Consider the following 24,468-nt stretch of genomic DNA (forward strand, 5'->3'; position numbering starts at 1 on the left):
TATTTATAATTTTTGCTTCAATAGATAATCTTTTGCATATCTACCTTCGTTAAAAAGTAAATCTAAAATGCTCAAATTTGGAATAAAACCAAATTTGTCATCAAAAACCTGAGTATAACTTTCATTTATAAAAGTGTCCTTTTTACCATTTACTAAAGGTCTAAAGTCAGCATAGTCGTTAGATTCCTGAAAGTATTCTTCGGTCTTAGAAAAAGGCAATTCAATCCCTAAACATTCATTGATAATTTCAAATATCTCAAAATTCAAATCCATCATATAAGTATGTTTCTTTTCGAAAACAGGTTGAAGGTCATGTTCAAAGAATTCAAAAAAAGGAGATGTTCTGTATGCTGTTTCAAGAGACTTAAAGTGATTTTTTTGCCAATCAAAAGTTGTGTCTAGTTTAACGTCTTTATATTTTTGATGTTTTGCATTGCTTCTGTTTACAGGAATGTTTAATAACTGCGCACCATTTGGCCCGTAAATATACATTCGATTACGATTTGTTTGCTTCTGAAAATTATCTTCCACTTCAAAAGTTATTGTTTCTGCTTGAAGCATAGCAGCATATTGACTTATTGAAGGAAAATAGGTAGGGTGTAATATGATATTCATCTTATAGTGTTAAACTGTAAAATTGTTTAGTTGTTTTTTGTAAGAATGTATTTTCTTAAAGCATTTAATTTGTTAGATATACTTTCAATTTTCTTTCTGCATATTATATAATCTTCTTCTGAAAGATAATTTAATTCAAAAGATAAAATGAGCTGATTTAACACTTCCATTGTTGAACTAAATGATATAGAAATAAAGTGCGCTTTGTCTTTATCAGATATCCTTGAAGTGCCTTCTGCAATATTTGAACAAATAGAAACCGTTGCTCTTCTTAATTGACTTATTAATCCAAACTTTTCTTCTTCAGGAAATTTTTGAGTTAAAGTATAAATTAAAACAGTTAAACTTTTAGATTCAATCCAAATATCTAGTTTTTCAAATGAAAATATATATATATGAAGCTGTTAATTTAAGAATATAAACAAATCAACAATTAAACATTTTCTTTTGCTTTTTTCTTTTTCTTCCAAAAGTGTTCTCCTACAAAATATAATGCCAAAAGGACTAAGAAATATTTAAAAAAGGATTGTGGCTGACCTGTTCCGCTTACAGTTGTAAATAGTCTATCCCAACGAATTCTCCAGTTTTTAATACCATCATTAATTCCGTCAATACTCATCCAAATGAAAATAGGCTTACCTACAATATGGTCTTCTGGTGTAAATCCAAAATAACGCGCATCTAATGAATTATGACGATTGTCTCCCATCATCCAATAGTAGTTTTGTTTAAAAGTATAAGAAGTAGCTACTTGACCGTTAATTCTTATTTCGTCTCCAGTAACCATCAATTCGTTACCTTCATATTCACCAATAATTTTTTTGTAGAATGGTAAATTAGTACGATCTAATTTTACTGTTTTTCCAGCTTCAGGAATATAAATTGGCCCCATGTTGTCACTATTCCAATTGCGATTTGGAGAAGGAGTACCGTCTTTAAAATCTGGGAAAATTCCGTCTTCGTTTGTATGTTTTACATAACGTTCAATCGATTGAACTCTTGAATCCGATTTCATTTTCGCTGCTTTATCGAAAGTTAAATTTCCGAAAAAGTGATTTTTAGTTATTTTTAAATTTAACTGATTATACATGTCCTGTGTTATACTTCCAGTAATAACAGATACGATAGAATCTCTTTCAAATTCTTCTATACCAGCACTTTTTATTAGAAGTTCTTTCACTTCTGGTCTGTCCCACACTTTGTTTTCTATTTCAAACAAATTAGTGCTTTCTGTAATTTGATAGTCTTTAATAAAACTATCAGAAACTTCTTCTTTGGTTTTAATAATATAAAAATACTGTGGCTTTGCTCTTTCTGGTAAAATTGATTCTTTACCATTAATATGCACTATTCCATCAATAATTTGTAAAGTATCTCCAGCAATAGCAGTACACCTTTTTACATAGTTTGTTTTCTTGTCAATAGGTTTGTCATAACGTTTGTCTGCTGCTTTATACATGTGATATAGTGTATCTGCTGGCCAGTTAAAAACGACAATATCATTTCTTTCAATATCTTGAATTGCAGGAAGTCTGAAATAAGGTAATTGTGGAAAAGTAGTATACGATTTTACATGAGCAATAGGAATTGTATCATGAACCATTGGAGCAGCAACCGTTGTCATTGGAGTTCTTGCACCATAATGAAACTTACTCACAAAAAGGAAATCACCAATTAAAAGTGACTTTTCTAATGATGAAGTAGGAATGGTGTAAGGTTGAATGAAATAAGTGTGAACAAACGTTGCAACCACAATTGCAAACGCTAACGAACCAACAGTATCCATTGCTTTGGTTGGAGCCTTAAGGTCACGCTTTTCAAAATAAGTAACATCTTGAGTATAGTTTACATATAGGATATAAAACCCTAAGGTAAAAACACCTAAAAACATATCAGAAGTAGACTTTTTTCCAAAAGTTCGTAATGTTTCAATCCAAATAATTGGAAATAGAAATAAATTGATAATCGGAATAAAAAGCAATAGCGTCCACCAGGTCGGACGGTTAATGATTTTCATTAAAACAATTGCATTATATATAGGTATAAATGCTTCATGTGCTTTTCTTCCAGCTTTAACGTATAATTTCCAAGTTCCCAAACCATGAATAACTTGTACTAATAAGATAAATAATAACCAACCTGTTACTGACATATTTGTTTTTTTTAGAATAAAGAAAATAGAGTAAAGAAAATAGACTCAATTTAGTCCATTTTGAAATGACATCGTCATTCTCTGAAATTCTTCAATTTTGTTGTCTATTTTATTAAATGTTTCTTCTGTTATATGTTTTCTGTGCTTTGCGACAAGCAATTGTGTTGTTAATTCAAATGAAGATCCTAAAGAATAATCTATAAAATTACTAAAAGATTTATTAGTTCTAGCAGACCCTTCTGCAATATTGCTAGGAATAGATACAGAGCAACGACTAATTTGAGAACTTAAATCATATCTTTCGTGTTTTGGAAAATCAGATAAGATATCAGAAATGTCATTAGCTATCTCAATTCCTAACTGCCAAATTTTAAGATTCTTGTAATTATGTCTTTTATTAGCACTCATTATTAACTACATCTATATCCTCTTCTCTCTATTCTTTGTTCTCTATTCTTTGTTCTTTGTATTCTAAATCCCTAAAACATCTTTCATTGTGTAAACCCCTTTTTTTCCATGCAACCATTCGGTAGCCACAACAGCACCTAATGCAAAACCTTCTCTAGTATGCGCAGTGTGTTTAATTTCAATTTGATCTACTTCGCTATCATAGAAAACACTATGAGTTCCGGGTATATTTTCAATACGCTTTGCATCAATGAGTATATTGTCGGAGTCCTTTTTTTCTAATGACCAATTTTTGTAATCCGTATGTTTAATAATTCCGTTTGCTAAAGAAATGGCAGTTCCACTTGGAGCATCAAGCTTTTGAGTGTGATGAATTTCTTCCATAGAAACGTTATACTGTTTCAAGTTATGCATCATTTTGGCTAAATATTCATTCAGTTCAAAAAACACATTTACCCCTAAACTAAAATTAGAACCATAAATAAAACTTCCATTTTTTTCATTACACAGCGCTATAATAGTATCGTAGTCTTCTAGCCAGCCAGTAGTTCCAGAAATAACAGGAACCCCTTTTTCAAAACATGTAGAAATATTTAAAACAGCACTAGACGGAACGCTAAAATCTATAGCTACGTCTGCGTGTTCCAATCCTTCAAAACTATCGTTACTTCCTTTTTTTAATACGATTTCATGACCTCTTTCTAAAGCTATTCTTTCAATAACTTTACCCATTTTTCCGTATCCTAAGAGTGCGATTTTCATTTAGTATTAGTATGAATTATATAATTATGTTAGCTAAAAATATGTTAAAAAATATAGGTAAGTCTAATTCCAGTTTTGAATTTAAAATCCGTTTCATTTTGATACAGTTCTGGGCGAATAGATAAGTTTTCGTTCACATTAAACTGCATTAAATGGGCATCAACATTAGCATCGATAATATTTAAAATATAAATTGCTCCAGTAATTAACGCAGACAAATCACGGTTACGTTGGTGAAACTTTTGTCCACGAATTAAACCGTCATTAGTTAGATTACCATAAATTGGATGGTCTCCCATTTTAGAAGTACCATCCAATCTCTTTTTATATTCGTCTCTAAAGGCGTGATATTTTTTATTATTCCATGAGTAGTAATACAAACCAGCTCCTAAACCAGCATATACAACAGGTATTTTCCAATACTTTTTGTTGTAGGCCTGACCTAAACCAGGTAGAATTGCAGAATAAAAAGCCGCTTTAGCAGGAGCCAAAGGGTTTATAGTATTTTTCACAGTGTCTTTTACAACTATAGAAATTTCTTCCTGAGCAGTAGCATTATAACTTATAAATAAGCTAAAAAAGAATAGTGTTACAAACTTTTTCACTAGTTATTAATCAATTTCAAAATACGATTAAAGTCTTCTTCAGAATGAAAAGGAATAGTAATTTTCCCTTTACCATTTGTTGCTACTTTTACATCTACTTTAGTACCAAAGAAATTAGTGAATACCTTTTTCTCAACTTCATCAATATCGAAATTACTATCTTTCGTTTTCACAGTTGATGGTTTCAAGCTATCTTGATACTTCTTAACCAAAGCTTCTGTTTCTCTAACAGAAAGGCTAAGCGTTACCACTTTATGGTAAATGTCTGACTGAACATCTTGATCTTCAATAGAAATTAAAGCCCTACCATGTCCCATAGATATAAAACCATCACGCATACCTGTTTGGATAATCGGATCTAGTTTTAAAAGACGTAAGTAATTCGTAATCGTAGAACGTTTTTTACCAACACGATCACTCAATTCCTCTTGTGTTAGGCTAATTTCGTCAATTAACCTTTGGTAAGACATTGCAACCTCAATTGGATCTAAATCATGACGTTGAATATTTTCAACCAAAGCCATCACTAAAGATTCGTTGTCGTTTGCAATTCTAATATAAGCAGGGATAGTTTCTAAACCAGCCAACTTAGAAGCACGAAGTCTACGTTCTCCAGAAATTAATTGGAACTTATTAAACTCTAACTTTCTAACTGTAATAGGTTGAATTACACCTAATTCTTTAATAGAAGTGGCTAATTCTCGTAACGTTTCCTCATTGAAATTACTTCTCGGTTGAAACGGGTTTATATCAATTGCATCTAATTCAAGCTCAATAATACTACCAACAACTTTTTCAGCCCCTTTGTCTTCAACCGATTTGATATCGTTCGTCGGGTCTTTTAATAAAGCGGATAATCCTCTTCCTAATGCTTGTTTTTTCACTGCTTTCGCCATTTTCTACTTATTTTTCTTTATAATTTCTTCCGCTAAGTTAATATAGTTCATTGCTCCCTTACTAGTAGCGTCATAATTAATAATACTTTCACCAAAACTAGGAGCTTCACTCAACTTAATATTTCTCTGAATCACAGTTTCAAAAACCATGTCGTTAAAGTGTTTTTGCACTTCTTCCACCACTTGGTTCGATAAACGTAAACGAGAATCATACATAGTTAATAGTAAACCTTCAATATCTAATTCTGAATTATGAATTTTCTGAACACTTTTAATAGTATTCAATAGTTTTCCAAGTCCCTCTAGCGCAAAATACTCACATTGAATAGGAATTACCACACTGTCAGCAGCCGTTAAAGCGTTTAACGTTAGTAAACCTAAAGAAGGAGCACAGTCTATAAGGATATAATCATATTTGTCTTTAACAGATTCTAATGCTTGCTTCAGCATGTATTCGCGATTTTCCTTATCAACTAGTTCAATTTCAATTGCAACTAAGTCAATATGTGCAGGAATAACCCATACATTTGGAGCAGTACATGTCATGGTAGCCTCTTCTGGAGTGTTACTATGTTCTAGAATTTGATACGTACCTATTTCCACAGTTTCAATGTCGATACCTAAGCCCGAACTAGCATTCGCTTGCGGATCGGCATCTATTAAAAGTACCTTTTTTTCTAAAACACCTAACGCAGCTGCAAGATTAACTGAAGTCGTTGTTTTTCCTACACCACCTTTTTGGTTGGCAATTGCTATGATTTTACCCATTTGACTATAAAAAATTTTTGAGTGGTAAAAATACAATTATTTATCGTTTTTTCAACTCTATTTTGTTAACAATACATTAAAGTCTTCCATTCCCTTATTTTACACAACGAGCTATACCTTTTTCTTTTTTTAGAAGCAAGAAAAATCTGCTAAAAACAAAAAAAGTCCTGCTTTCGCCTTTATCTTTTCTCTAAAAAAAGGAGAAAAGGATATCGGCTCTATCAGGGCTATTCATTGAAAATAATTCTTTAGGAAGAAATACTATGTTATTCTTTTTTGTAGAACTAATCTCTTTTAGGAGAATTCTTTTTATCTCTTTTTTCAGCTTTTTTCTCTTTAGCTGTCTTTAAAGGTTCTTTCTTCTCTGTCTTTTTTGCGTCTTGACTTTTTGCCATAATTTCTAAGTTTTAAGTAAAGGTAATTTAAAATAATTCAGAATTTAGTAAAAACTAAGATATTCTTCTACATTTGTATCTTAAATCTTTATATATGAATACTTCAAGACTTGCATTTTTTTTTCTATTAAGCTCACTGTTTGCATTTGCTCAAAAGAAAAAAAAGGCAGATTTAATAGTAACCAATGCTAAAGTTTACACCGTAAACAATACATTCGAAATTGCAGAAGCTCTTGTTGTAGATGAAGGTAAAATTGTAGCTGTTGGTACTACAAAAGAAATAGAGCAACAATTCTATTCCAACACTAAAATTAGTGCAGAAAACCAATTTGTTTACCCTGGGTTTTATGATGCTCACGCACATTTCTACGGTTACGGAATGATGCTTCAAAAAGTAAATCTAAAAGCAACAAAAAGTTTCGACGAAGTGCTAGAAAAAGTAGTTGCTTTTCAAGAACAAAAACAATTAAATTTTATAGAAGGAAGAGGTTGGGATCAAAACGATTGGGAAAACACAGACTTCCCTTCAAGAGAAAAACTAGACGAACTGTTTCCTGATATACCCGTAGTATTAACCAGAATCGATGGTCATGCTATGTTAGTGAATGGAAAAGCACTCGAGTTAGCGGGCATAACAACAATAAGTACCATTGAAGGAGGACAAATAGAAGTTAAAAACGGAAAAGTGACAGGGATTTTGGTCGATAATGCAATGGAATTGGTAAAAGCAACCATACCCAATCCAAGTCAGTCCATAAAAATACAAGCACTAAAAGAGGCACAAGCAGAAATGTTCAAACATGGCATCACTACAATTAATGAAGCTGGTTTAGAACGCGAAACGATCGAGCTAATAGACAATCTGCAACAAAAAGGAGAACTCGACATTAATATTTATGCCATGGTTATGGCTTCCAAAGTAAATATAGATTATTACACGCAATTAGGCATCTATAAAACCGATAAACTAAATGTTCGTTCTTTTAAATTTATGGGCGATGGAGCCTTAGGTTCTCGTGGCGGATGTTTGCACCAACCCTATTCCGATAAACCAAAACAATTTGGAGCGCTACTTTCACCCATTAGAGAAATAACACGCATGGCAGAACAAATTGCCGCTTCAGAATATCAAATGAATACCCATGCTATTGGCGATTCTACCAATACTGTTTTGTTGAAAATATACAAAGACGTTTTAGAGGGCAAGCCGAATAGAAGATGGAAAATTGAACACGCACAAATTATGCGCGAGCAAGACTTCGATTATTTTACTTTAGGAATTATACCTTCCATTCAGCCAACACACGCTACTTCCGATATGTATTGGGCAACAGATAGAGTAGGAGAAGAACGTATTAAAAATGCCTATGCCTACAAAAAAATGTTAGACAAAGCAGGTTTGATAGCCTTAGGAACCGATTTTCCTATAGAAGAAGTAAATCCAATGTATACGTTCTATGCAGCGGTAGCTCGAAAAGACTTACACAATTATCCAGAAAACGGATTCCAAATGGAGAATGCTTTAACAAGAGAAGAAACCCTAAAGGGAATGACTATTTGGGCAGCCTATTCCGACTTTGAAGAAAATGAAAAAGGAAGCCTTGAAGTAGGAAAATGGGCCGATTTTACCATTTTCTCAGAAGACCTAATGACAATAGATATTGAGAAAGTACCTTATGTTTTGCCAACAGAAGTTTATATAAAAGGAAAGAAAGTAAAATAACCTGTTGGGTGTAATTAGTTTTTAATGCGTTTTTTGTTAGTCTGAGTAATTTTCGAGAAGTATTTCTTTTCAGTACACGAGTTCTCGATACATTTTTAACTCCGTTACGCTACGTTAAAAAACATTCGAACAGACGTAACCTAGAACTAAATCTTTCTTAACTTTTCCGCTGCGGCTATCAACGTTTCATCAGTTTTAGCAAAACAAAAACGAAGCATTTGTTTGTCGATTGCATCTTTGTAAAACACCGAAATAGGAATGGAAGCTACACCATGCGTTGTGATTAATTCTTTCGCAAAATCCATATCGTTTTTCGTACTAATTTGTTTGTAATTTACTACTTGAAAATATGTTCCCTCACAAGGTAATAATTCAAAACGACTGTCTTTTAGTAGGTTTTGAAACAAATCACGTTTGCGTACATACATGTTGGCAACTGCTGCAAAATCAACTACATCTAAGTATTCCGAAATGACGTGTTGCGAAAAACTATTCACACTAAAGACTAAAAATTGATGCACTTTTTTAATCTCGTTCATGATTTTTTCTGGAGCAATTAAATAGCCAACTTTCCAACCCGTAACATGTAGCGACTTTCCAAAAGAAGAGGCAATAATCGTCTTGTCTATCAATTTCGGACGTGAATTAGCCGAAATATGAGCATGTGCAAACGAAATGTATTCATATACTTCATCACTCAACAATACAACCTGAGGATGTTTGTCTAGCAAACTTTCCAAAGCATCAAATTCGCTTTCCGTCCAAATTCTACCTGTTGGATTGTGCGGATTGTTTAGTATGATTAGTTTTGTTTTGGCTGTAATTCCAGCTTCAATCCTATTAAAATTAGGAGAATAATCATCATTTAAAGAAATGCGAACGGGTTTTCCACCCGCTACTAAAACCGAAGGTTCATAACTATCATAACTAGGGTCTAAAATAATCACTTCATCACCCTGATTCACCAAAGTGTTAATCACCGTATAGATACCTTGTGTGGCACCAGCAGTAATTAAAAGTTCGCTAGCCGTATTCACTTTTCGTTGGTAGTTTTTCGCAGTCAGAGCCGCAATTTTCTCCAACAACGAAGGCAAACCAGCCATAGGTGTATATTGGTGTACATTTTCACGAAGCAAACGTTCCGAAATTTGTAATAAACGTTCGTCTACAGGAAAATTAGGAAATCCTTGCGATAAATTAATCGCTCCATGTGCATTCGCTAATTGCGACATTACAGAGAATATACTTGTGGGTATGTTAGGTAGTTTTGACATAGCACGAAAATAATAAAAAAAGAGTAAAAAGAAGTAATGCTTTTAAATGTTTTGCTATTCTTTTAAATAGTATAATACCATTTATCACTTGAATTTACTGGAATAAAACGCCCTTTTTTCCTCGCTATTTCAATATAAAATAAAAACGTAGCGATGCTATGCTTTGATTTTCTATTTTATATGTAGATAATTATTTGTTTTTAATTGGTCATATGGAATCGCATATCTTCATTGGTGTTTGCAAGTAAACGCTTTGCTAATGGCGATTTCATATCAAGAAAAAAAATCATCATTTTCTTTTACAGTAAATTCAAATCACAAATGGTATAATTGTGGCATTTTTTTTGTAGTGATACAGTAACCTTCCATTTTATACTCCTGTGACAAAACGCATTTTATTTTTTAATTTGTCACAAAAAGTGTGACATTTCTCATTTAGAATTAAAAATGTCACACTTTTTGTGACATCTTTTTTTGAGCGATAAAATTGTCACAAGGTTTTAACGATGCTTTACCATTCAAAACAGACAAGAAAAGATAGGGGAATTAATAGCTGTACATGCATTCTATAATTGCGTCATCACAGAGAAAATGCTTGTGGGTGATATGCGTAGTTTTTACATAGCACTAAAATTATGAAAAAAGATAGAAAAGAATAATGCTTTAAATGGATATGTCTTTTTGTAATATTTGTTTTTTCACAGTAATCATTTTTTCTAATGTTAAGTGTGGAATATTTTTATAAATTTAGAAAAAAATAAAAAATGGTTAATGTTACTTGTGCAGTTATATTAATAAATGGAAAAATTTTAGTTACCCAAAGAAGTGAAAAAATGAAATTGCCATTAAAGTGGGAGTTTCCTGGAGGTAAGTTAGAAGAAGATGAAAGTGAAATTGATTGTATTAAAAGAGAAATAATAGAAGAAATTAATATTGAAATTGAAATTTCAGAAAAGCTATCAAATAGTGTACATGATTATGGAGATTTTAAAATTAATTTAATTCCATTTATAGCAAATTATGTTTCTGGTGAAATAAAATTAGCTGAACATAAAGATTACAAGTTGTTGGATAAGTCCGAATTATTAAATTTAGAGTGGGCAGAAGCAGATTTACCTATTGTATATGAATTTTTAAAATCAGATTATGTATCAAGGAATATATGAAGAATTAGTTACTAAACTAATAAATATAAAATTAAGTGAATTAAATAAAAACACTTTTCAAATAAAAACATCTTCAATTGATAAGTCTGAAGCAGCTGAATTGTTATCTAGACATATAGGTAAAGTAATAAAATTTGCTTTAGAGAATTTGCCAAAGAATAAAGACATAGATTTTGTCGAAAACCAAATAAATATTTCAAATAAAATAATTCACTTGTTAAAGGAAGAGTTGAAAAATGAAGATTTTGAAAATGATTTAATTGAAACAGAAGGAAAGATTTTAAAAGCTGTATTTACAAAAGTTGATACTCATTTCAAGGATTTAGATCTTCATCTTAGAGAAATTACTCCTTACACAAGGCTGGTTCATAGTGAACTTTTTACTGGAGGAAATACTGGAACAACATTAGAAAGTGAATTAAGGAAAGAAATTTTATCTTCTAATAAAATCGACCTGTTAGTTTCTTTTATAAAATGGAAAGGAATTAGAATTTTAGAAAAAGAGTTGAGAGATTTTACAAGTAGAGGAGGAAAACTAAGAGTCATAACAACTACTTATGTTGGAGCGACTGATGCCAAAGCGATAGATTTATTGTCTTCTTTAGAGAATACAGAAATTAAGATTTCTTATAATACGAGTAATGAAAGATTACATGCAAAAGCATATCTGTTTCAGAGAAATACTGGATTTCATACTGGTTATATTGGCTCTTCAAATTTTTCTCGTTCAGCTTTAACTGATGGGTTGGAGTGGAATTTAAAAATCACTACCAAAGAGGTAGGGCATATAATTGATAAATTCAAAAAAACATTTGAAGCTTATTGGCAAAATCCAGAATTTGAATTATATGAAATAAATAAGCACCAAAAAAAATTAATAAAATCATTAAAAGAAGGTAAGTTCTCAAAAGAATATGTTCCAAATACTTTTCACTTTGATATAAAACCTTATCATTATCAAGAAGAAGTAATTGAAAAGTTGGAAGTTGAAAGAAATATTCATAATAGATATAAAAATCTATTGGTTGCTGCAACAGGAACTGGTAAAACAGTAATTTCTGCTTTTGACTTTAAGAAGTTTAAAACTATTAACAAATCATCAAAATTACTTTTCGTTGCGCATAGGAAAGAAATTTTACAACAAGCCTTATCTACATTTCAAGGTGTTTTGAAGGATAATAATTTTGGAGAATTATGGGTAGACGGTATAGAACCTAACACTAACGAATATCTATTTGCTTCTGTCCAAACTTTAAATAAAAGATTAAAAAACATTAATTTATCGCCAGATTATTTTGATTTCATTATAATTGATGAAGTTCATCATATCGAAGCAAATACATATCGCCCAATATTAGAATATTTTACACCAAAAATATTACTTGGATTAACTGCAACACCAGAAAGAATGGACGGAGCGGATATCTTAAAAGATTTTAGTAATCGTATTGCTGCTGAAATTAGACTTCCAGAAGCTTTAAATAAAAAATTATTATGTCCTTTTCAATATTTTGGAATTACTGATAGTATTGACTTAACAAATATAAAGTGGGAAAGAGGAAAATATGTTTCAAGTGAATTAACAAATTTGTATACTAAAAATGATAGACGTGTAAGTGAGATAATTTCAAATCTCGAAAAATATGTAAATGATACTAAAGATGTAAGAACGATAGGGTTTTGTGTTACTGTTGAACATGCAAAATTTATGGCAGAAAAGTTTATTTTGGCAGGTTTTAAAGCTGCTTTTTTAACAAGTGAAAATTCAAAGGATAGAGCACTACTAAGAAAGCAATTAAAAGACAAAGAAATCAATTATTTATTTGTTGTAGATATTTTTAATGAAGGAGTTGATATTCCTGAAATTGACACTGTTTTGTTTTTACGGCCAACAGAAAGTTTGACAGTTTTTCTTCAACAATTAGGACGTGGATTGCGATTAGCTGAAGGCAAAGATTGTTTAACCGTATTAGATTTTGTTGGTAATGCTCGTCCAGAATATGATTTTGAGAACAAGTTTAGAGCTTTAATTGGTAAAACAACTACTTCTGTTTACAAAGAAGTGGAAGATGGTTTTCCGCATTTGCCCTTAGGTTGTTCAATTATTTTAGAAAAAAAGGCAAAGGAAACAATTTTGTTAAATATTAAAAACGCAACTTCACTAAATGTTAATCAACTGATAAATAAAATTATAAATTTTAAACATCAAACGAGTTTACAATTAACCTTAAAGAATTTTATTGAGATAAATAATATTTCATTAGAAACTATTTATAAAAAGGATTGTTGGTCAAGATTATGCCAAAGAGCTCAAATAACAGATGATTTTGATTCCGTAAATGAAAAACGGATTTATTCTGCAATAAGTAAAAAATGGCTATCAACTAATTCTTTAACGTATTTTGAATTCATTTTAAATCTTGCAAAAAAAGAGTTCAATATTAAGATAACTGATTTTTCAGAAAATGAAAAATTAATGTTGTTAATGCTACATTATGATATTTGGCAAAATGCTCTAGGTTTTGAATCCTTAGAAGAGAGTATTAATCAAATAGGTAAAAATAAAACACTAGTTAAGGAGATAATTGAGGTTTTAGAAATTTTAATTGATAGAATAGATTTTAAAGAAATTGATATTGACCTTCCTTATCAACAACCTTTAAAGCTTCATTCAAGATACACACGTGACCAGATATTAGTAGCTTTTAGATTTAGTACATTTAAAAAGAAGTCATCTAGTAGAGAAGGAGTTGCTGAAAATGTAGATTTAAATACTGAAATTTTATTTATAAACTTAATAAAATCTGAAGAAGATTTTTCTCCAACAACGATGTATGATGATTATGCTATTAGCGAAACATTATTTCATTGGCAAAGTCAAAATTCTTCAAGACCAGAAGTAGGAAGAGGGTTGTCATATATTAAACATCAAGAAAAAGGTAAAAAAATATTACTATTTGTCAGAGAAAGAGCAAAAGATGAAAAAGGCAATACGATGGGATATGTTTTTATTGGTGAATCTAAATTCATAGAATACGAAGGAGCTAAACCAATGAGTATAAAATGGGAACTTAATGAACCATTACCACATTATTTATGGAAAGAATCTGCAAAAATGTCGATAGGGTAAATTTTAACCAAAAAAAAAACAAACCCGTCCCAACCTTTTCATTAAAAATATACTCTATATCTTTATAACCTCTGTTTAAAAAGACGATACGATGAAAAAAGTGATCCTGTTTCTCCTGTTTATAAGCCAATTTGTTGTGGGGCAAAATCCGCAACTCACAGTAAAAGACAAAGACTCCTCCTTAGTGCGATTGAGCCAACTGAAAGTAAATGTAAAAGTAGTAGGCAATATTGCTTATACCACAACCGAGATGCATTTCTTTAATGCAGCTACTCGCGATATGGAAGCCGAATTGCTGTTTCCATTGCCAGAAGGCGTTTCGGTGTCTCGTTATGCAATTGATATTAACGGAAAAATGAGAGAAGCTGTTCCGGTGAATAAAAACAAAGGAAAACAAGTTTTTGAAGCCATCGAACATAGAAGAGTAGATCCAGGGCTTTTAGAAAGAGTAGAAGGAAACAACTTTAAAACCCGTATTTATCCTATTTTACCCAATAAAGAACGCATTGTAATTATTGGGTACGAACAAGAATTGACGCGTTATGATGCTTCCTTTTTAGGCTATCAAATGGTGAGTGCCTATACTAAGAAAATAGACCATTTCGAATTGGAAGTTTCAGTCGTTGGGTCAAATGAAAAACCAATTATTACCAATGATGGTAAAGAAATTACAATAGAGAAATTCAATACCATTTATCAAGCAAAAATTCAACAAAAGAATTATTTGCCCAATGATAAATTGTTGGTAAAAATTCCAATTACTTCGGCTATTCCAACAGTAATTGCGCAAGCCAATGACAATCAGTATTATTTCTATGCCAATATGAATTTGGAAACTGAGAAGAAAGCAAAAGCGCTACCAAAATCAATCGGTTTGCTTTGGGATGTGTCGTTGAGTAGTGCTAAGCGCGATACAAAAAAAGAATTGGAACTATTGGATGCCTATTTTAAAAAATTAGGCAACGTTGCCGTGAGTTTGTATTTCGTAGGTTTTACTTTCGATAAAAAAGCCGATTTTATGATTACCAATGGAGATTGGTCGGCTTTACGAAGTGTTTTAGAAAAAGTGATGTATGATGGTGGGACTCGTTTTTCGGAAATTAGTTTTCCTAAAAATGACGAAATACTATTTTTTACCGATGGTTTGTCTACGTTGAGTGACGCTACTTTACCCGAAACCAAACAAGCGGTGTACACGATTACTTCTTCCGTTACGGCTGATTATGCTTTTCTGAATTACAATGCGATGAAAACGGGTGGAACTTTTGTAAACTTGAACCAAATAAAGAAAGAGGAAGCTTTAGACCGATTATTATATAAGAATTTGTTGTTTTTTGGCGTGAAAAACAATCCTACATTGGTAGAAACCTATCCAATGATCGGTACATCTGTAACCGATAATTTTAGTGTTTCGGGTATCTCGTTATTACCTTCTAATGAAATTACACTTTTATTGGGTTACGATGCCAACAACCTTACAGAAAAGAAAATCCAGTTAGACGTCAAAAATCAAGCTATAGCAGAAATTAGTGTGGAGAAACTTTGGGCACAGAAAAAGATAGCCAATTTGGAGATTCAATATGAAAAAAATGCAGAAGCAATTGAAACCATGGGTAAGAAATATGGCATCATTACTCCAAATACGTCTTTAATTGTATTAGAAGATATTAACGATTATATTTTATATGATATTATTCCACCAGCAGAATTAAGAGAAGCGTTCGACAAAATAAAAAAGAACCAATTAGCAGAAAGAGAAGCCACAAAAAAGAGCAATTGGAACAATATAGACAGTTATTTTAATGGCTTGTCTACTTGGTGGAAAAAAGATATTAAATATGTGAAGCCGAAATATGAGAAACCTATAAGTGTAAAAAGAGAAACAAACGCAGCGATCATGAATGAAATTGAAGAAGAAGATTCAGGTTTACAGGAAGTGGTAGTTACTGGGTATAGAACTCAAAGAAGAGAAAGTGTAACACAATCTTCAACTACTGTTGTTCCTCCTTCAGTAATTAGTGTAGATAATGATAATTTAGAAATTTCCGAAGAGAATGATAAATCGTATAAAGAAAATAACATTGAAAACGCTTTATCAGGACAAGTTGCTGGAGTAGCTGTAAATCAAGAACAAGCTACTGATGGAGTTTCTAACAATTCACAAAGCCAAAGAACAGTAAAAACAAGCAGTTGGAATCCAGATCGAGTTTATTTAAAAGCCTTAGATAAAGTCGCTAAAGAAGAAAAATATCCATTGTATTTGCAATTGCGAGAAGTAAACAAAAACAATCCAAGTTTTTATTTCGATGTTGCCAATCATTTCTACGAAGCAGGAGACAGAGCCAATGCATTGCTAGTGTTGAGTACCATTGCCGAATTGGATTTAGAAAATCATCAATTATACAAATCCTTATTGTATTTATTGCGTCAGTGGGAAGCGAACGAAATGGCATTGCATGTTGCGAAAAAAATTGTGACGTGGAGAGCACACGAACCCCAATCGCATAGAGATTTAGCACTGACTTTAGAAGATAACAAACAGTATCAAGAAGCTTTTGATGCTTTAGTAACCGCATTGGAAACCAATTATTACGGCGAAATGAGTGGTGTTTATCAAGGTATTGAAGATATTATTTTAATGGACATCAACCGAATGATTGCTACGCATAAAAAAATAAATACAGGAAAGTTAGAAAAAAAATACACAGAACATATACCTGTTGATGTGCGTATCATTTTGAATTGGAATCAAATGGACACCGATATCGATTTGCATATTATAGAGCCAACAGGAGAAGAGTGTTATTATTCACATACCAGTACAGAAATTGGCGCTCGATTTTCTAAAGATTTCACAAGAGGTTACGGACCAGAGCAGTATTTATTACGCAATGCGATAAAAGGGAAATACATTATAAAAACCAATTTTTTTGGAGAAACAAAATTAACCGAAAGCGGACCAGCAACGGTAATGGTTGAGATCTACATCAAAAGAAAGAACGGTAAAATAGAACGCACTTTGCAAACTATTCAATTAGGAAAAGTAAAAGAAAATCAGAATTTGGCAGAGATTGAAATAGAGTAATATTTTTTAGGAGCACAAAAAGAGTGCTTCGGTAGAAAAGTAGTCCTGCTATCCGTTCTATCTTTAATTGCGAGGCACGAAGCAATCTGTAACGGATTACTTCGTGCCTCGCCATTAAAGGATGCCACTACTATCAGGGCTAAAATAGGATTTTTTAAATTTTAGACACCATTATTTTAATTGTCAAGTTCGTCAGTTCGATTTTTTTAATGAAATAAAAAAGTATCGAGAACTCGTGTACTGAAAATAAATACTCCTATATAGCACTCCGTCAGTTCCCCTCCTTTGGAGGGGTGTCCGAAGGACGGGGTGGTAAATATTCCTCCCATCAATTATTAGTTATCGTACCGCGTTTTTTAACGTAGAGCAACGGAGTTAAAAAGTATCGAGAACTCCTGTACTGAAAAGAAATACTTCTATTATAGTACTCCGTCAGTTCCCCTCCTTTGGAGGGGTGTCCGAAGGACGGGGTGGTAAATATTTCTCCCATCAATTCTTAGTTATCGCACCGCGTTTTTTAACGTAGAGCAACTGAGTTAAAAGTATCGAGAACTTTTCTAGTAAAAATATAAAGTTGTAGCAAAAACACATTTTTAAAAAAATGCTACAAAAACCGTAGCAAAAATGAAATTTCACAAAATTGCTACATAAAAAGAAGTGATAAATTTATCCATTAATTAACAGTTGCTCAATTGCGAGAATCCTTATAATAACTACTTTTGTGCTTCAAATTTTAAAAATACCATTTTGAAAAAGATATTCGTTTTTGTAGTTGCACTTTGCAGTGTTTTTTCAGTAACAGCACAAGACAAGTTACATACATTACATTTTGAAAAAAATGCCGATTTTAAGTCCTTTTTTAGAGCATCAAGTAATTTTTACCCAATTGTAAGCGCACATCGTGGTGGGCCAACAGTGGGGTTTCCTGAAAACTGTACCGCTACTTTTGAAAACACCATCAAATACAATCCAGCAGTGATTGAAACCGATATCGCTTTAACCAAAGATTCGGTTTTAGTAATGATGCACGATAATACACTAGACAGAACCACAACAGGTACCGGAAATATTAATGAATATACCTATAAAGAATTGCAAGCGTTGTTTTTAGAAGACAGTGAAGGCAATCGTACTGCTTATAAAATTGAAACCTTAGATGAGGTGTTGCAATGGGGAAAAGGGAAAGTGGTGTATACTTTAGATGTGAAACGCGGTGTGCCTTTCAAAATGATTGTAGATGCCGTAAGACGCAATAAAGCAGAAAACTATTCCATTATTATTACCTATAATGCAAACCAAGCAGCTGAGGTAGCTACTTTAGCACCCGATATGCTACTTTCGGTTTCAGCAAGAGGTAAAGAAGATGTGGAACGTATGGAAAATTTGGGTGTAAAAGCCGAGAATATGGTCGCTTTCGTTGGAACTTCTTTCCCAAAACCAGAAGTCATGGACTACATGAAATCGAAAGGAATTACTTGTATTTCGGGAACAATGGGTAACTTAGATAAAAGTGCTATTGCCAATGGAGATAAAGTATATCTAGACCTTGTAAAAGCAGGGGTTATGATTATTTCAAGCGATAGACCCGCTGAAGTAGCAAAACAAATGGAAATTTATATCAAAGAGAATAAGTTAAAAAGTGAGTTTGTTAAGTAATAATATACCTGACAGGTTTTTGGAACCTGTCAAGTCTGTTTTATAAAAAAGTTTCATTTTCAAAAGAATGAGATTCGGATGTATTTCTTTGATGTATAAATTTAAAATTAGCTACATCATTAAAAATAGAGACAACTTCATTACGTTTTAATTTTGTAGGTTTTTCAGATAAGCAAGAGGTATACGAACTCCAAGGATATTCTATAGGATCATGGCAAACAGAATGATGAACAGAATTATTGTATACAATTACATTTTGAAAATAAGTTTCAAAGCATATCTGTTTTCTTTGAAATGGTCTTTCAAACAAAGCACCATGACGATTGTATTTTTTATTCAATGCTTTAGTATAAGCATTGAATAAATTAGAGAAAGATTGTGAGGGTAAAATAATTTTGTCTGAATTGATTTCAGCGATTTCTTTAATTCGTGCTAAGAAATGGAAGTGATTTTTCATTAAACACCAAGCAAAAGTTTCTGCAATTGGTTCTATATGAGTCTCGAAAAGTTTAAGAAAATGTTCGTAATTGTCTTTTTCTTTAAAGAGCGTACTACTGTTTATTCCACGATTGTAAATAGGGTAATAATTACCACGTTCTAAGGCTTGTATCATTTTAATTTTGGCTTATATATAATAACAGATATAAGAAAATTAATGATATTGCTTAAACAATTAAACCTGACAGGTTTCAAAACCTGTCAGGTTTAATTGTTTTAATCCTCCAACAACACCTCTAAAATCGTAATCGCGGCTTCACTAATTTTAGTTCCAGGGCCAAAAACGGCAACAGCACCACAATCAAATAAATATTGATAATCTTGTGCAGGAATTACACCACCCACAATAACCATAATATCTTCTCGACCGTATTTTTTCAATTCAGCAATTACTTGAGGAACTAAGGTTTTATGTCCGGCTGCTAATGAAGAAACACCAAGAATGTGAACGTCATTTTCAACGGCTTGTTTGGCTGCTTCTACTGGCGTTTGAAATAACGGACCAATATCTACATCAAACCCTACATCGGCATAACCCGTTGCTACTACTTTGGCACCACGATCGTGACCGTCTTGTCCCATTTTGGCAATCATTATACGAGGACGACGTCCGTCTTTCTTTGCGAAAGCATCGGCTAATTGTTTTGCTTTTTCAAAACTTGCGTCATTTTTTATTTCTTTACTATACACACCACTAAAACTTCTAATTTGTGCTTTATATCTTCCGAATACTTCTTCCAAAGCATCGCTAATTTCTCCTAAAGTTGCTCTTTCTCTAGCCGCTTCAACAGCTAAAGATAATAAATTTCCTTCTCCTGTTTTAGCACATTCGGTTAATTTGGCTAAAGCAGTTTTGACTTTCTCCGTATTTCTTTCTGCTTTAATCTTTGCTAATAATTCTAATTGTTGCTTACGCACCATTTCATTATCCACATCTAAAATATGTAACGGATCTTCTTTTTCTAGTCTGTATTTGTTAACTCCAACAATAATATCTTGTCCGCTATCAATACGTGCTTGTTTTCTGGCAGCTGCTTCTTCAATACGTAGTTTAGGAATTCCAGCTTCAATTGCTTTGGTCATTCCTCCTAAAGATTCTACTTCTTCCATTAATGCCCAAGCTTTTTCAGCAATTTCGGCAGTTAAGCTTTCCACATAATAACTTCCTGCCCAAGGATCAACCGTTTTACAAATCTTAGTTTCCTCTTGTAAGAAAATCTGCGTGTTACGAGCAATTCGAGCAGAGAAATCGGTTGGTAAAGCGATAGCTTCATCCAAAGCATTAGTATGTAATGATTGTGTGCCTCCGAAAGCTGCTGCAGAAGCTTCAATGGCTGTTCTGGCAACATTGTTAAAAGGATCTTGCTCGGTTAAACTCCAACCAGAAGTTTGACAATGCGTTCGTAAGGCTAACGATTTGTCGCTTTTAGGATTGAATTGTTTTACTAATTTTGCCCACAACATTCTTCCAGCTCTCATTTTGGCAATTTCCATGAAATGGTTCATTCCAATGGCCCAAAAGAAAGACAATCGAGGAGCAAAAGTGTCAATATCCATACCCGCAGCTAAGCCAGTACGAATGTATTCTAATCCGTCAGCTAAAGTATATGCTAATTCAATATCGGCTGTAGCACCCGCTTCTTGCATGTGGTAACCAGAAATAGAAATAGAATTGAATTTCGGCATATTATTACTGGTATATTCAAAAATATCAGCAATAATTTTCATAGAAGGAGTAGGAGGATAGATGTAAGTATTTCTAACCATGAACTCTTTCAAAATATCGTTTTGAATGGTTCCAGAAAGTAGTTTTGCATCAACACCTTGTTCTTCGGCAGCTACGATATAAAAAGCCATAATGGGTAAAACCGCTCCGTTCATGGTCATAGAAACCGACATTTCTCCTAAAGGAATTTGGTCGAACAATACTTTCATGTCTTCCACCGAATCGATCGCTACACCAGCTTTTCCAACATCGCCAACCACACGCTCATGATCGGAATCGTAACCTCTATGTGTTGCCAAATCGAAAGCAACAGATAGTCCTTTTTGTCCAGCGGCTAAATTTCTTCTGTAAAAAGCGTTACTTTCTTCTGCGGTAGAAAAACCAGCATATTGACGCACTGTCCATGGACGACGCACATACATGGTGCCATATGGACCACGAAGATTTGGTGCGAAGCCAGCTCCAAAATCGAGATGTTCTAGGTTTTCTATGTCTTTCTTGGTATACGTTTGCTTTAGTTCAATATTTTCAGCGGTTAGGAAAGTTTCTGTTTCAGAAACAGCTAACGTTGGATTATCTAACTGTATGTGTTGTATGTTTTTTCTCAAAATTATTTCTTTTAGAATAAATTTAATTTACTATCTCTTGAGGAATGGTATATTGCTTTTATTATTATTGTATTTCCTTCTATGGAAAAATGTATTAGATGTGGGAAAGTTTTTAAAACTATAATTCGATTTTCATCATAACGTAACTGAAAATTTAATGGGTTATTTTTTAACAGGTTTAAACTTTCTTTAAATGAGATGTAAAAACGTTTTGATAATTTTGGATTTATGTTTTTATACCAATTAAAAGTTTCTCTAAAATCAGACTTTGCTTCTTCAAGTATGATTACCTTATATCTCATTTTCTATTTCATTTAAAAAACCATCTATATCTGTAGCGCTTGATGGGTTTTTTAAGTATTTTTCTGTTCGCTCTCTAACTTCATTTATTTGCCATTGAGGAATAGTATAGTCCTTTCTACTTGAAGATAAAATAATTACTTCTACTTCTTCAGCATTAAAATCATCTGGCAAAACAATGTTTACTTGATGGTTTTTTACCTTAACAAATTGTCTTATTGCTTCCATGTTTTTCTTTTTGCGAAAGTTACAAAATTTATACTATAATTTAAATCCTTATTTTTTCTATATAAGGATCACAATCTATTTGAACAGGTGTTTCTAAATTGAATAAAACGCTTTTCTTATTGTAACTAATAAAATAGACGTGTTTGTAAATTTTCATCTCTATTTTTGGAGATTTTACTTCATAAATAGCCTTGAAAATTTTTAGATTTTTATTTCCTTTAAATTGAGATTCTAATAATTCATATTGTATATATGGTCGACTATTACTCTTGATGGTCTTATCTATAATAGCTAATAGGTACTTAGCATCTGTATTACTGAATTTGATATATTTTTCAGGCATTATATTTGCGATGCTGCCCGATTCGAAATGTTCGAAAAAGTATATTTTTCTTCCAGTATTTTTAATAAAATCGACTCTTTGTTTTTCTGTATTTATTAGAAAGGTGTCTTTTAATTTTTCAATATACTCTAGGTAGTCTTTCGTTGAAATATAGTTGAATTCTTCGGGTAGAAAAACTTTAATTTTTTCCGATTTTAAGGTATGGTATTTACCAATTAGCTCTTTTTTTTCTGCTACTAAATTTTCTGCTGTTTTTTCAATAACTTGTTGGCAAGCAGAAAAAAAGAATAGAATTAGTAGCAGATAGGAGTGTTTTTTTATCATTTATTCTTGCGCTAATCGTTCTTGTTCTATTTTTTCGGCTAATCGTCTTTGGATAATAGGTGTGATTAACGTTTTTCTTGAATTTGTTTTAACGAAAGGAAACAATTCTAAATCGTTTTTCATTTTGTCATTTTTGTTAGGGTATTTGTTTGTTCCTAATAAAATTTCTTTTCCAGAATCGAATAGTTCTTGTTCTTTTTCAGCACTTTCTTTAATTTTTCGTTGAATAGTGCCTTCAATTAATTGTGTAACCAAGCCTCCGTTTAATTCAATGTCTTTGAAAAGGGCTAATGCTTTTTCGGCTAATTGTTCGGTTAATGATTCAATATAGTAAGCTCCATCTGCTGGATTGTTTACTTTGTCAAAATAACTTTCGTTTTTTAGAACTAATAGTTGATTTCTTGAAATTCGATCTCCAAATTCATTGTCTTTATGATACAAGGCGTCATAAGGTAAGTTCGCAATTGTATTTGCTCCACCTAAGATAGCACTCATACATTCGGTTGTGGTACGAAGCATGTTTACGTTATAATCGTATAGTGTTTTGTTTCGTTTTGTAGGAGTTGCTATAATATGGCAATCGAAAGTATGGTTGTATTCTTTTGCTAACGTATTAAAAAGTAGACGTAGTGCTCTTAGTTTTGCAATTTCGAAGAAATAGTTGGTTCCAACAGCAACTTCAATCGTGATTGGTTTATTAATGGATGAAAACCTATTGAAATATTCATTAACATGGGCAAGTGTATACGCTAATTGTTGAATACTATTTGCACCTGCATTTTGATAGATGTTGGATTTTATATTTAAAACGGGAACTGTACTATTTGAAATTGCTTGATCTAATTTTTTAAAATCTTTTTCTTGATTTTCAAACCAATTTCCGTCTTTTATTAAGCGTCCTATTGGATCGATTTGAACAATAATATTGGCTTTTTTTGAAGCAGCAAATTCGTTTGTTCTTTTTATGAAATCAACAGAAAGGAAGCTTAAATTGAAGTAATATATTATATTTTCTAGTGGAAGATTCTTCATTAAATCTTCGATGTTAACTTCTTCAGATTCTATTGTGAATCGAATGCATTCTGCACCTCTGTTGATAGTGTCTAACGCTTTGTGGTTAGATTTTGTAACATCATAGGTGAATATGTTTTGAGCAATTTTAAATTGGCTGACTTCTGTTTTTACTGTTGTGTTTTTTTTAAACTCATCTTTATGATAAAATGGTTTTACTTTTATTCCTTCAAGACTTTCCCAAATTAAGGTGTCATTATAATCGGCTCCTTTGAGTTCTACTTGTATTTTTTGTTTCCATTCTTTAGAGGAAACGGTATCGAATTCTTGAAATAAATTTTTATTTGCCATTATCTGTTTTTATTAATGGTTTAAAAAGGCTCTAGTAGTTTGTTTTTTAGCTCTGATGGAAGCGCAAGCTACCATGTAGTGCGAACAGCAGGAAAAAGGTTTAAAGAGAGAAATATAGTTTAGTTTCTATTAATTTTAGAAATCGGTTTGCTCTTCTTTAGGTTTGTCTATCTCTTTTTCAAATTCTATTATATAAACATCTTCTTTTTCTCTTTTCATATAATATTTTTCGCGAGCATATTTTTCTATTTGATTGCTGTTTTTTAATTTTTTAATTTTAATACTATCGTTTCTTTTTTCCCTTTTGTAATAATCTCTATTGTCTTCTAACTCTTTAATTTTTTTGTTTAAAACACGTTGTTCAATATAGGAATAATTATCTAGGAATAACATCCATACTATAAAGAATATTAATACCAAAAGGTATTTGTTTCCTATTGATTT

The 24,468-nt window shown here is 32.1% G+C and carries 21 protein-coding genes; 5 read left to right on the forward strand and 16 right to left on the reverse strand.

From position 1 onward, the window contains the following. Positions 1-3: 3 nt before the first annotated feature. The 8 genes from L2Z92_RS11810 to L2Z92_RS11845 form a co-directional block, all read right to left on the reverse strand. Positions 4-615 (reverse strand): WbqC family protein, encoded by a 612-nt coding sequence (locus L2Z92_RS11810; protein WP_236453334.1) that lies wholly within the window; start codon positions 613-615, stop codon positions 4-6. 26 nt (positions 616-641) lie between these two features. Next, on the reverse strand, positions 642-1,010 hold the full coding sequence (locus L2Z92_RS11815) for a four helix bundle protein (RefSeq protein WP_236458852.1): 369 nt from the start codon (positions 1,008-1,010) through the stop codon (positions 642-644). Positions 1,011-1,048: 38 nt separating this feature from the next. Beyond that, the gene (lepB, locus tag L2Z92_RS11820; RefSeq protein WP_236453349.1) at positions 1,049-2,767 is read right to left on the reverse strand and encodes a signal peptidase I; all 1,719 of its coding nucleotides are present in this window, start codon (positions 2,765-2,767) and stop codon (positions 1,049-1,051) included. Positions 2,768-2,812: 45 nt separating this feature from the next. Then, positions 2,813-3,175 (reverse strand): four helix bundle protein, encoded by a 363-nt coding sequence (locus L2Z92_RS11825; protein ID WP_236453361.1) that lies wholly within the window; start codon positions 3,173-3,175, stop codon positions 2,813-2,815. Between the two features lie 63 nt (positions 3,176-3,238). Further along, positions 3,239-3,937, reverse strand: coding sequence for a 4-hydroxy-tetrahydrodipicolinate reductase (gene dapB, locus L2Z92_RS11830; RefSeq protein WP_236453363.1), 699 nt, complete (start codon positions 3,935-3,937; stop codon positions 3,239-3,241). Positions 3,938-3,981: 44 nt separating this feature from the next. Next, positions 3,982-4,542, reverse strand: a complete 561-nt coding sequence (locus L2Z92_RS11835) for a DUF5683 domain-containing protein (protein ID WP_236453365.1) — start codon at positions 4,540-4,542, stop codon at positions 3,982-3,984. Next, complete coding sequence (locus tag L2Z92_RS11840; RefSeq protein WP_236453368.1) at positions 4,542-5,438, reverse strand: ParB/RepB/Spo0J family partition protein; 897 nt, start codon at positions 5,436-5,438, stop codon at positions 4,542-4,544. Before L2Z92_RS11840 ends, L2Z92_RS11835 begins: the two co-directional genes overlap by 1 nt. A gap of 3 nt (positions 5,439-5,441) precedes the next feature. Beyond that, complete coding sequence (locus L2Z92_RS11845; RefSeq protein WP_236453371.1) at positions 5,442-6,206, reverse strand: ParA family protein; 765 nt, start codon at positions 6,204-6,206, stop codon at positions 5,442-5,444. 489 nt (positions 6,207-6,695) lie between these two features. Here L2Z92_RS11845 and L2Z92_RS11850 point away from each other — a divergent pair, with 489 nt between their 5' ends. After that, positions 6,696-8,324, forward strand: a complete 1,629-nt coding sequence (locus tag L2Z92_RS11850; protein ID WP_236453374.1) for an amidohydrolase — start codon at positions 6,696-6,698, stop codon at positions 8,322-8,324. Between the two features lie 146 nt (positions 8,325-8,470). Here the strand turns inward: L2Z92_RS11850 and L2Z92_RS11855 are convergent, their stop codons facing one another. Continuing rightward, the gene (locus L2Z92_RS11855) at positions 8,471-9,598 is read right to left on the reverse strand and encodes a methionine aminotransferase (RefSeq protein ID WP_236453376.1); all 1,128 of its coding nucleotides are present in this window, start codon (positions 9,596-9,598) and stop codon (positions 8,471-8,473) included. Between the two features lie 764 nt (positions 9,599-10,362). Here L2Z92_RS11855 and L2Z92_RS11860 point away from each other — a divergent pair. The 4 genes from L2Z92_RS11860 (at position 10,363) to L2Z92_RS11875 (ending at position 18,635) form a co-directional block, all read left to right on the forward strand. Next, positions 10,363-10,764, forward strand: coding sequence for a (deoxy)nucleoside triphosphate pyrophosphohydrolase (locus L2Z92_RS11860; RefSeq protein ID WP_236453381.1), 402 nt, complete (start codon positions 10,363-10,365; stop codon positions 10,762-10,764). Further along, positions 10,745-13,894: a DUF3427 domain-containing protein gene (locus tag L2Z92_RS11865; RefSeq protein ID WP_236453384.1), complete on the forward strand. Its 3,150-nt coding sequence runs from the start codon at positions 10,745-10,747 to the stop codon at positions 13,892-13,894. Before L2Z92_RS11860 ends, L2Z92_RS11865 begins: the two co-directional genes overlap by 20 nt. 91 nt (positions 13,895-13,985) lie before the next feature. Continuing rightward, the gene (locus tag L2Z92_RS11870; protein WP_236453387.1) at positions 13,986-16,979 is read left to right on the forward strand and encodes a VIT domain-containing protein; all 2,994 of its coding nucleotides are present in this window, start codon (positions 13,986-13,988) and stop codon (positions 16,977-16,979) included. A gap of 747 nt (positions 16,980-17,726) precedes the next feature. Beyond that, positions 17,727-18,635, forward strand: a complete 909-nt coding sequence (locus tag L2Z92_RS11875) for a glycerophosphodiester phosphodiesterase family protein (protein WP_236453389.1) — start codon at positions 17,727-17,729, stop codon at positions 18,633-18,635. A 40-nt stretch (positions 18,636-18,675) separates the two neighbouring features. Here L2Z92_RS11875 and L2Z92_RS11880 read toward each other — a convergent pair whose 3' ends face one another. The 7 genes from L2Z92_RS11880 to L2Z92_RS11910 all read right to left on the reverse strand — a co-directional run bounded on the left by L2Z92_RS11880 (position 18,676) and on the right by L2Z92_RS11910 (position 24,444). Beyond that, positions 18,676-19,248, reverse strand: coding sequence for a hypothetical protein (locus L2Z92_RS11880; RefSeq protein ID WP_236453390.1), 573 nt, complete (start codon positions 19,246-19,248; stop codon positions 18,676-18,678). 101 nt (positions 19,249-19,349) lie between these two features. Further along, positions 19,350-21,470 carry a methylmalonyl-CoA mutase gene (gene scpA, locus L2Z92_RS11885; RefSeq protein ID WP_236458853.1) on the reverse strand — a complete coding sequence of 707 codons (2,121 nt, stop codon included), beginning with the start codon at positions 21,468-21,470 and terminating at the stop codon, positions 19,350-19,352. 8 nt (positions 21,471-21,478) lie between these two features. After that, the gene (locus L2Z92_RS11890) at positions 21,479-21,769 is read right to left on the reverse strand and encodes a type II toxin-antitoxin system RelE/ParE family toxin (protein ID WP_236453410.1); all 291 of its coding nucleotides are present in this window, start codon (positions 21,767-21,769) and stop codon (positions 21,479-21,481) included. Beyond that, positions 21,759-21,995 (reverse strand): hypothetical protein, encoded by a 237-nt coding sequence (locus L2Z92_RS11895; protein WP_236453412.1) that lies wholly within the window; start codon positions 21,993-21,995, stop codon positions 21,759-21,761. Before L2Z92_RS11895 ends, L2Z92_RS11890 begins: the two co-directional genes overlap by 11 nt. Positions 21,996-22,035: 40 nt before the next feature. Continuing rightward, positions 22,036-22,662 (reverse strand): hypothetical protein, encoded by a 627-nt coding sequence (locus L2Z92_RS11900; RefSeq protein ID WP_236453416.1) that lies wholly within the window; start codon positions 22,660-22,662, stop codon positions 22,036-22,038. Further along, the gene (locus L2Z92_RS11905) at positions 22,663-24,024 is read right to left on the reverse strand and encodes a methylmalonyl-CoA mutase subunit beta (RefSeq protein ID WP_236453419.1); all 1,362 of its coding nucleotides are present in this window, start codon (positions 24,022-24,024) and stop codon (positions 22,663-22,665) included. Positions 24,025-24,159: 135 nt separating this feature from the next. Next, on the reverse strand, positions 24,160-24,444 hold the full coding sequence (locus L2Z92_RS11910; RefSeq protein ID WP_319800372.1) for an FtsB family cell division protein: 285 nt from the start codon (positions 24,442-24,444) through the stop codon (positions 24,160-24,162). Between the last annotated feature and the right edge of the window lie 24 nt (positions 24,445-24,468).

Origin of the sequence: Flavobacterium jumunjinense (assembly GCF_021650975.2) — a bacterium.
In the GTDB taxonomy this organism is placed as follows: Bacteria; Bacteroidota; Bacteroidia; order Flavobacteriales; family Flavobacteriaceae; genus Flavobacterium; species Flavobacterium jumunjinense.

Bases quoted from the DNA above. Each gene is read 5' to 3' on its own strand.
- L2Z92_RS11810 (WP_236453334.1), bottom strand. From the start codon at position 615: ATGAATATCATATTACACCCTACCTATTTTCCTTCAATAAGTCAATAT.
- lepB (WP_236453349.1), bottom strand. From the start codon at position 2,767: ATGTCAGTAACAGGTTGGTTATTATTTATCTTATTAGTACAAGTTATT.
- L2Z92_RS11825 (WP_236453361.1), bottom strand. From the start codon at position 3,175: ATGAGTGCTAATAAAAGACATAATTACAAGAATCTTAAAATTTGGCAG.
- dapB (WP_236453363.1), bottom strand. From the start codon at position 3,937: ATGAAAATCGCACTCTTAGGATACGGAAAAATGGGTAAAGTTATTGAA.
- L2Z92_RS11840 (WP_236453368.1), bottom strand. From the start codon at position 5,438: ATGGCGAAAGCAGTGAAAAAACAAGCATTAGGAAGAGGATTATCCGCT.
- L2Z92_RS11845 (WP_236453371.1), bottom strand. From the start codon at position 6,206: ATGGGTAAAATCATAGCAATTGCCAACCAAAAAGGTGGTGTAGGAAAA.
- L2Z92_RS11850 (WP_236453374.1), top strand. From the start codon at position 6,696: ATGAATACTTCAAGACTTGCATTTTTTTTTCTATTAAGCTCACTGTTT.
- L2Z92_RS11855 (WP_236453376.1), bottom strand. From the start codon at position 9,598: ATGTCAAAACTACCTAACATACCCACAAGTATATTCTCTGTAATGTCG.
- L2Z92_RS11860 (WP_236453381.1), top strand. From the start codon at position 10,363: ATGGTTAATGTTACTTGTGCAGTTATATTAATAAATGGAAAAATTTTA.
- L2Z92_RS11865 (WP_236453384.1), top strand. From the start codon at position 10,745: ATGTATCAAGGAATATATGAAGAATTAGTTACTAAACTAATAAATATA.
- L2Z92_RS11870 (WP_236453387.1), top strand. From the start codon at position 13,986: ATGAAAAAAGTGATCCTGTTTCTCCTGTTTATAAGCCAATTTGTTGTG.
- L2Z92_RS11880 (WP_236453390.1), bottom strand. From the start codon at position 19,248: ATGATACAAGCCTTAGAACGTGGTAATTATTACCCTATTTACAATCGT.
- L2Z92_RS11890 (WP_236453410.1), bottom strand. From the start codon at position 21,769: ATGAGATATAAGGTAATCATACTTGAAGAAGCAAAGTCTGATTTTAGA.
- L2Z92_RS11895 (WP_236453412.1), bottom strand. From the start codon at position 21,995: ATGGAAGCAATAAGACAATTTGTTAAGGTAAAAAACCATCAAGTAAAC.
- L2Z92_RS11900 (WP_236453416.1), bottom strand. From the start codon at position 22,662: ATGATAAAAAAACACTCCTATCTGCTACTAATTCTATTCTTTTTTTCT.
- L2Z92_RS11905 (WP_236453419.1), bottom strand. From the start codon at position 24,024: ATGGCAAATAAAAATTTATTTCAAGAATTCGATACCGTTTCCTCTAAA.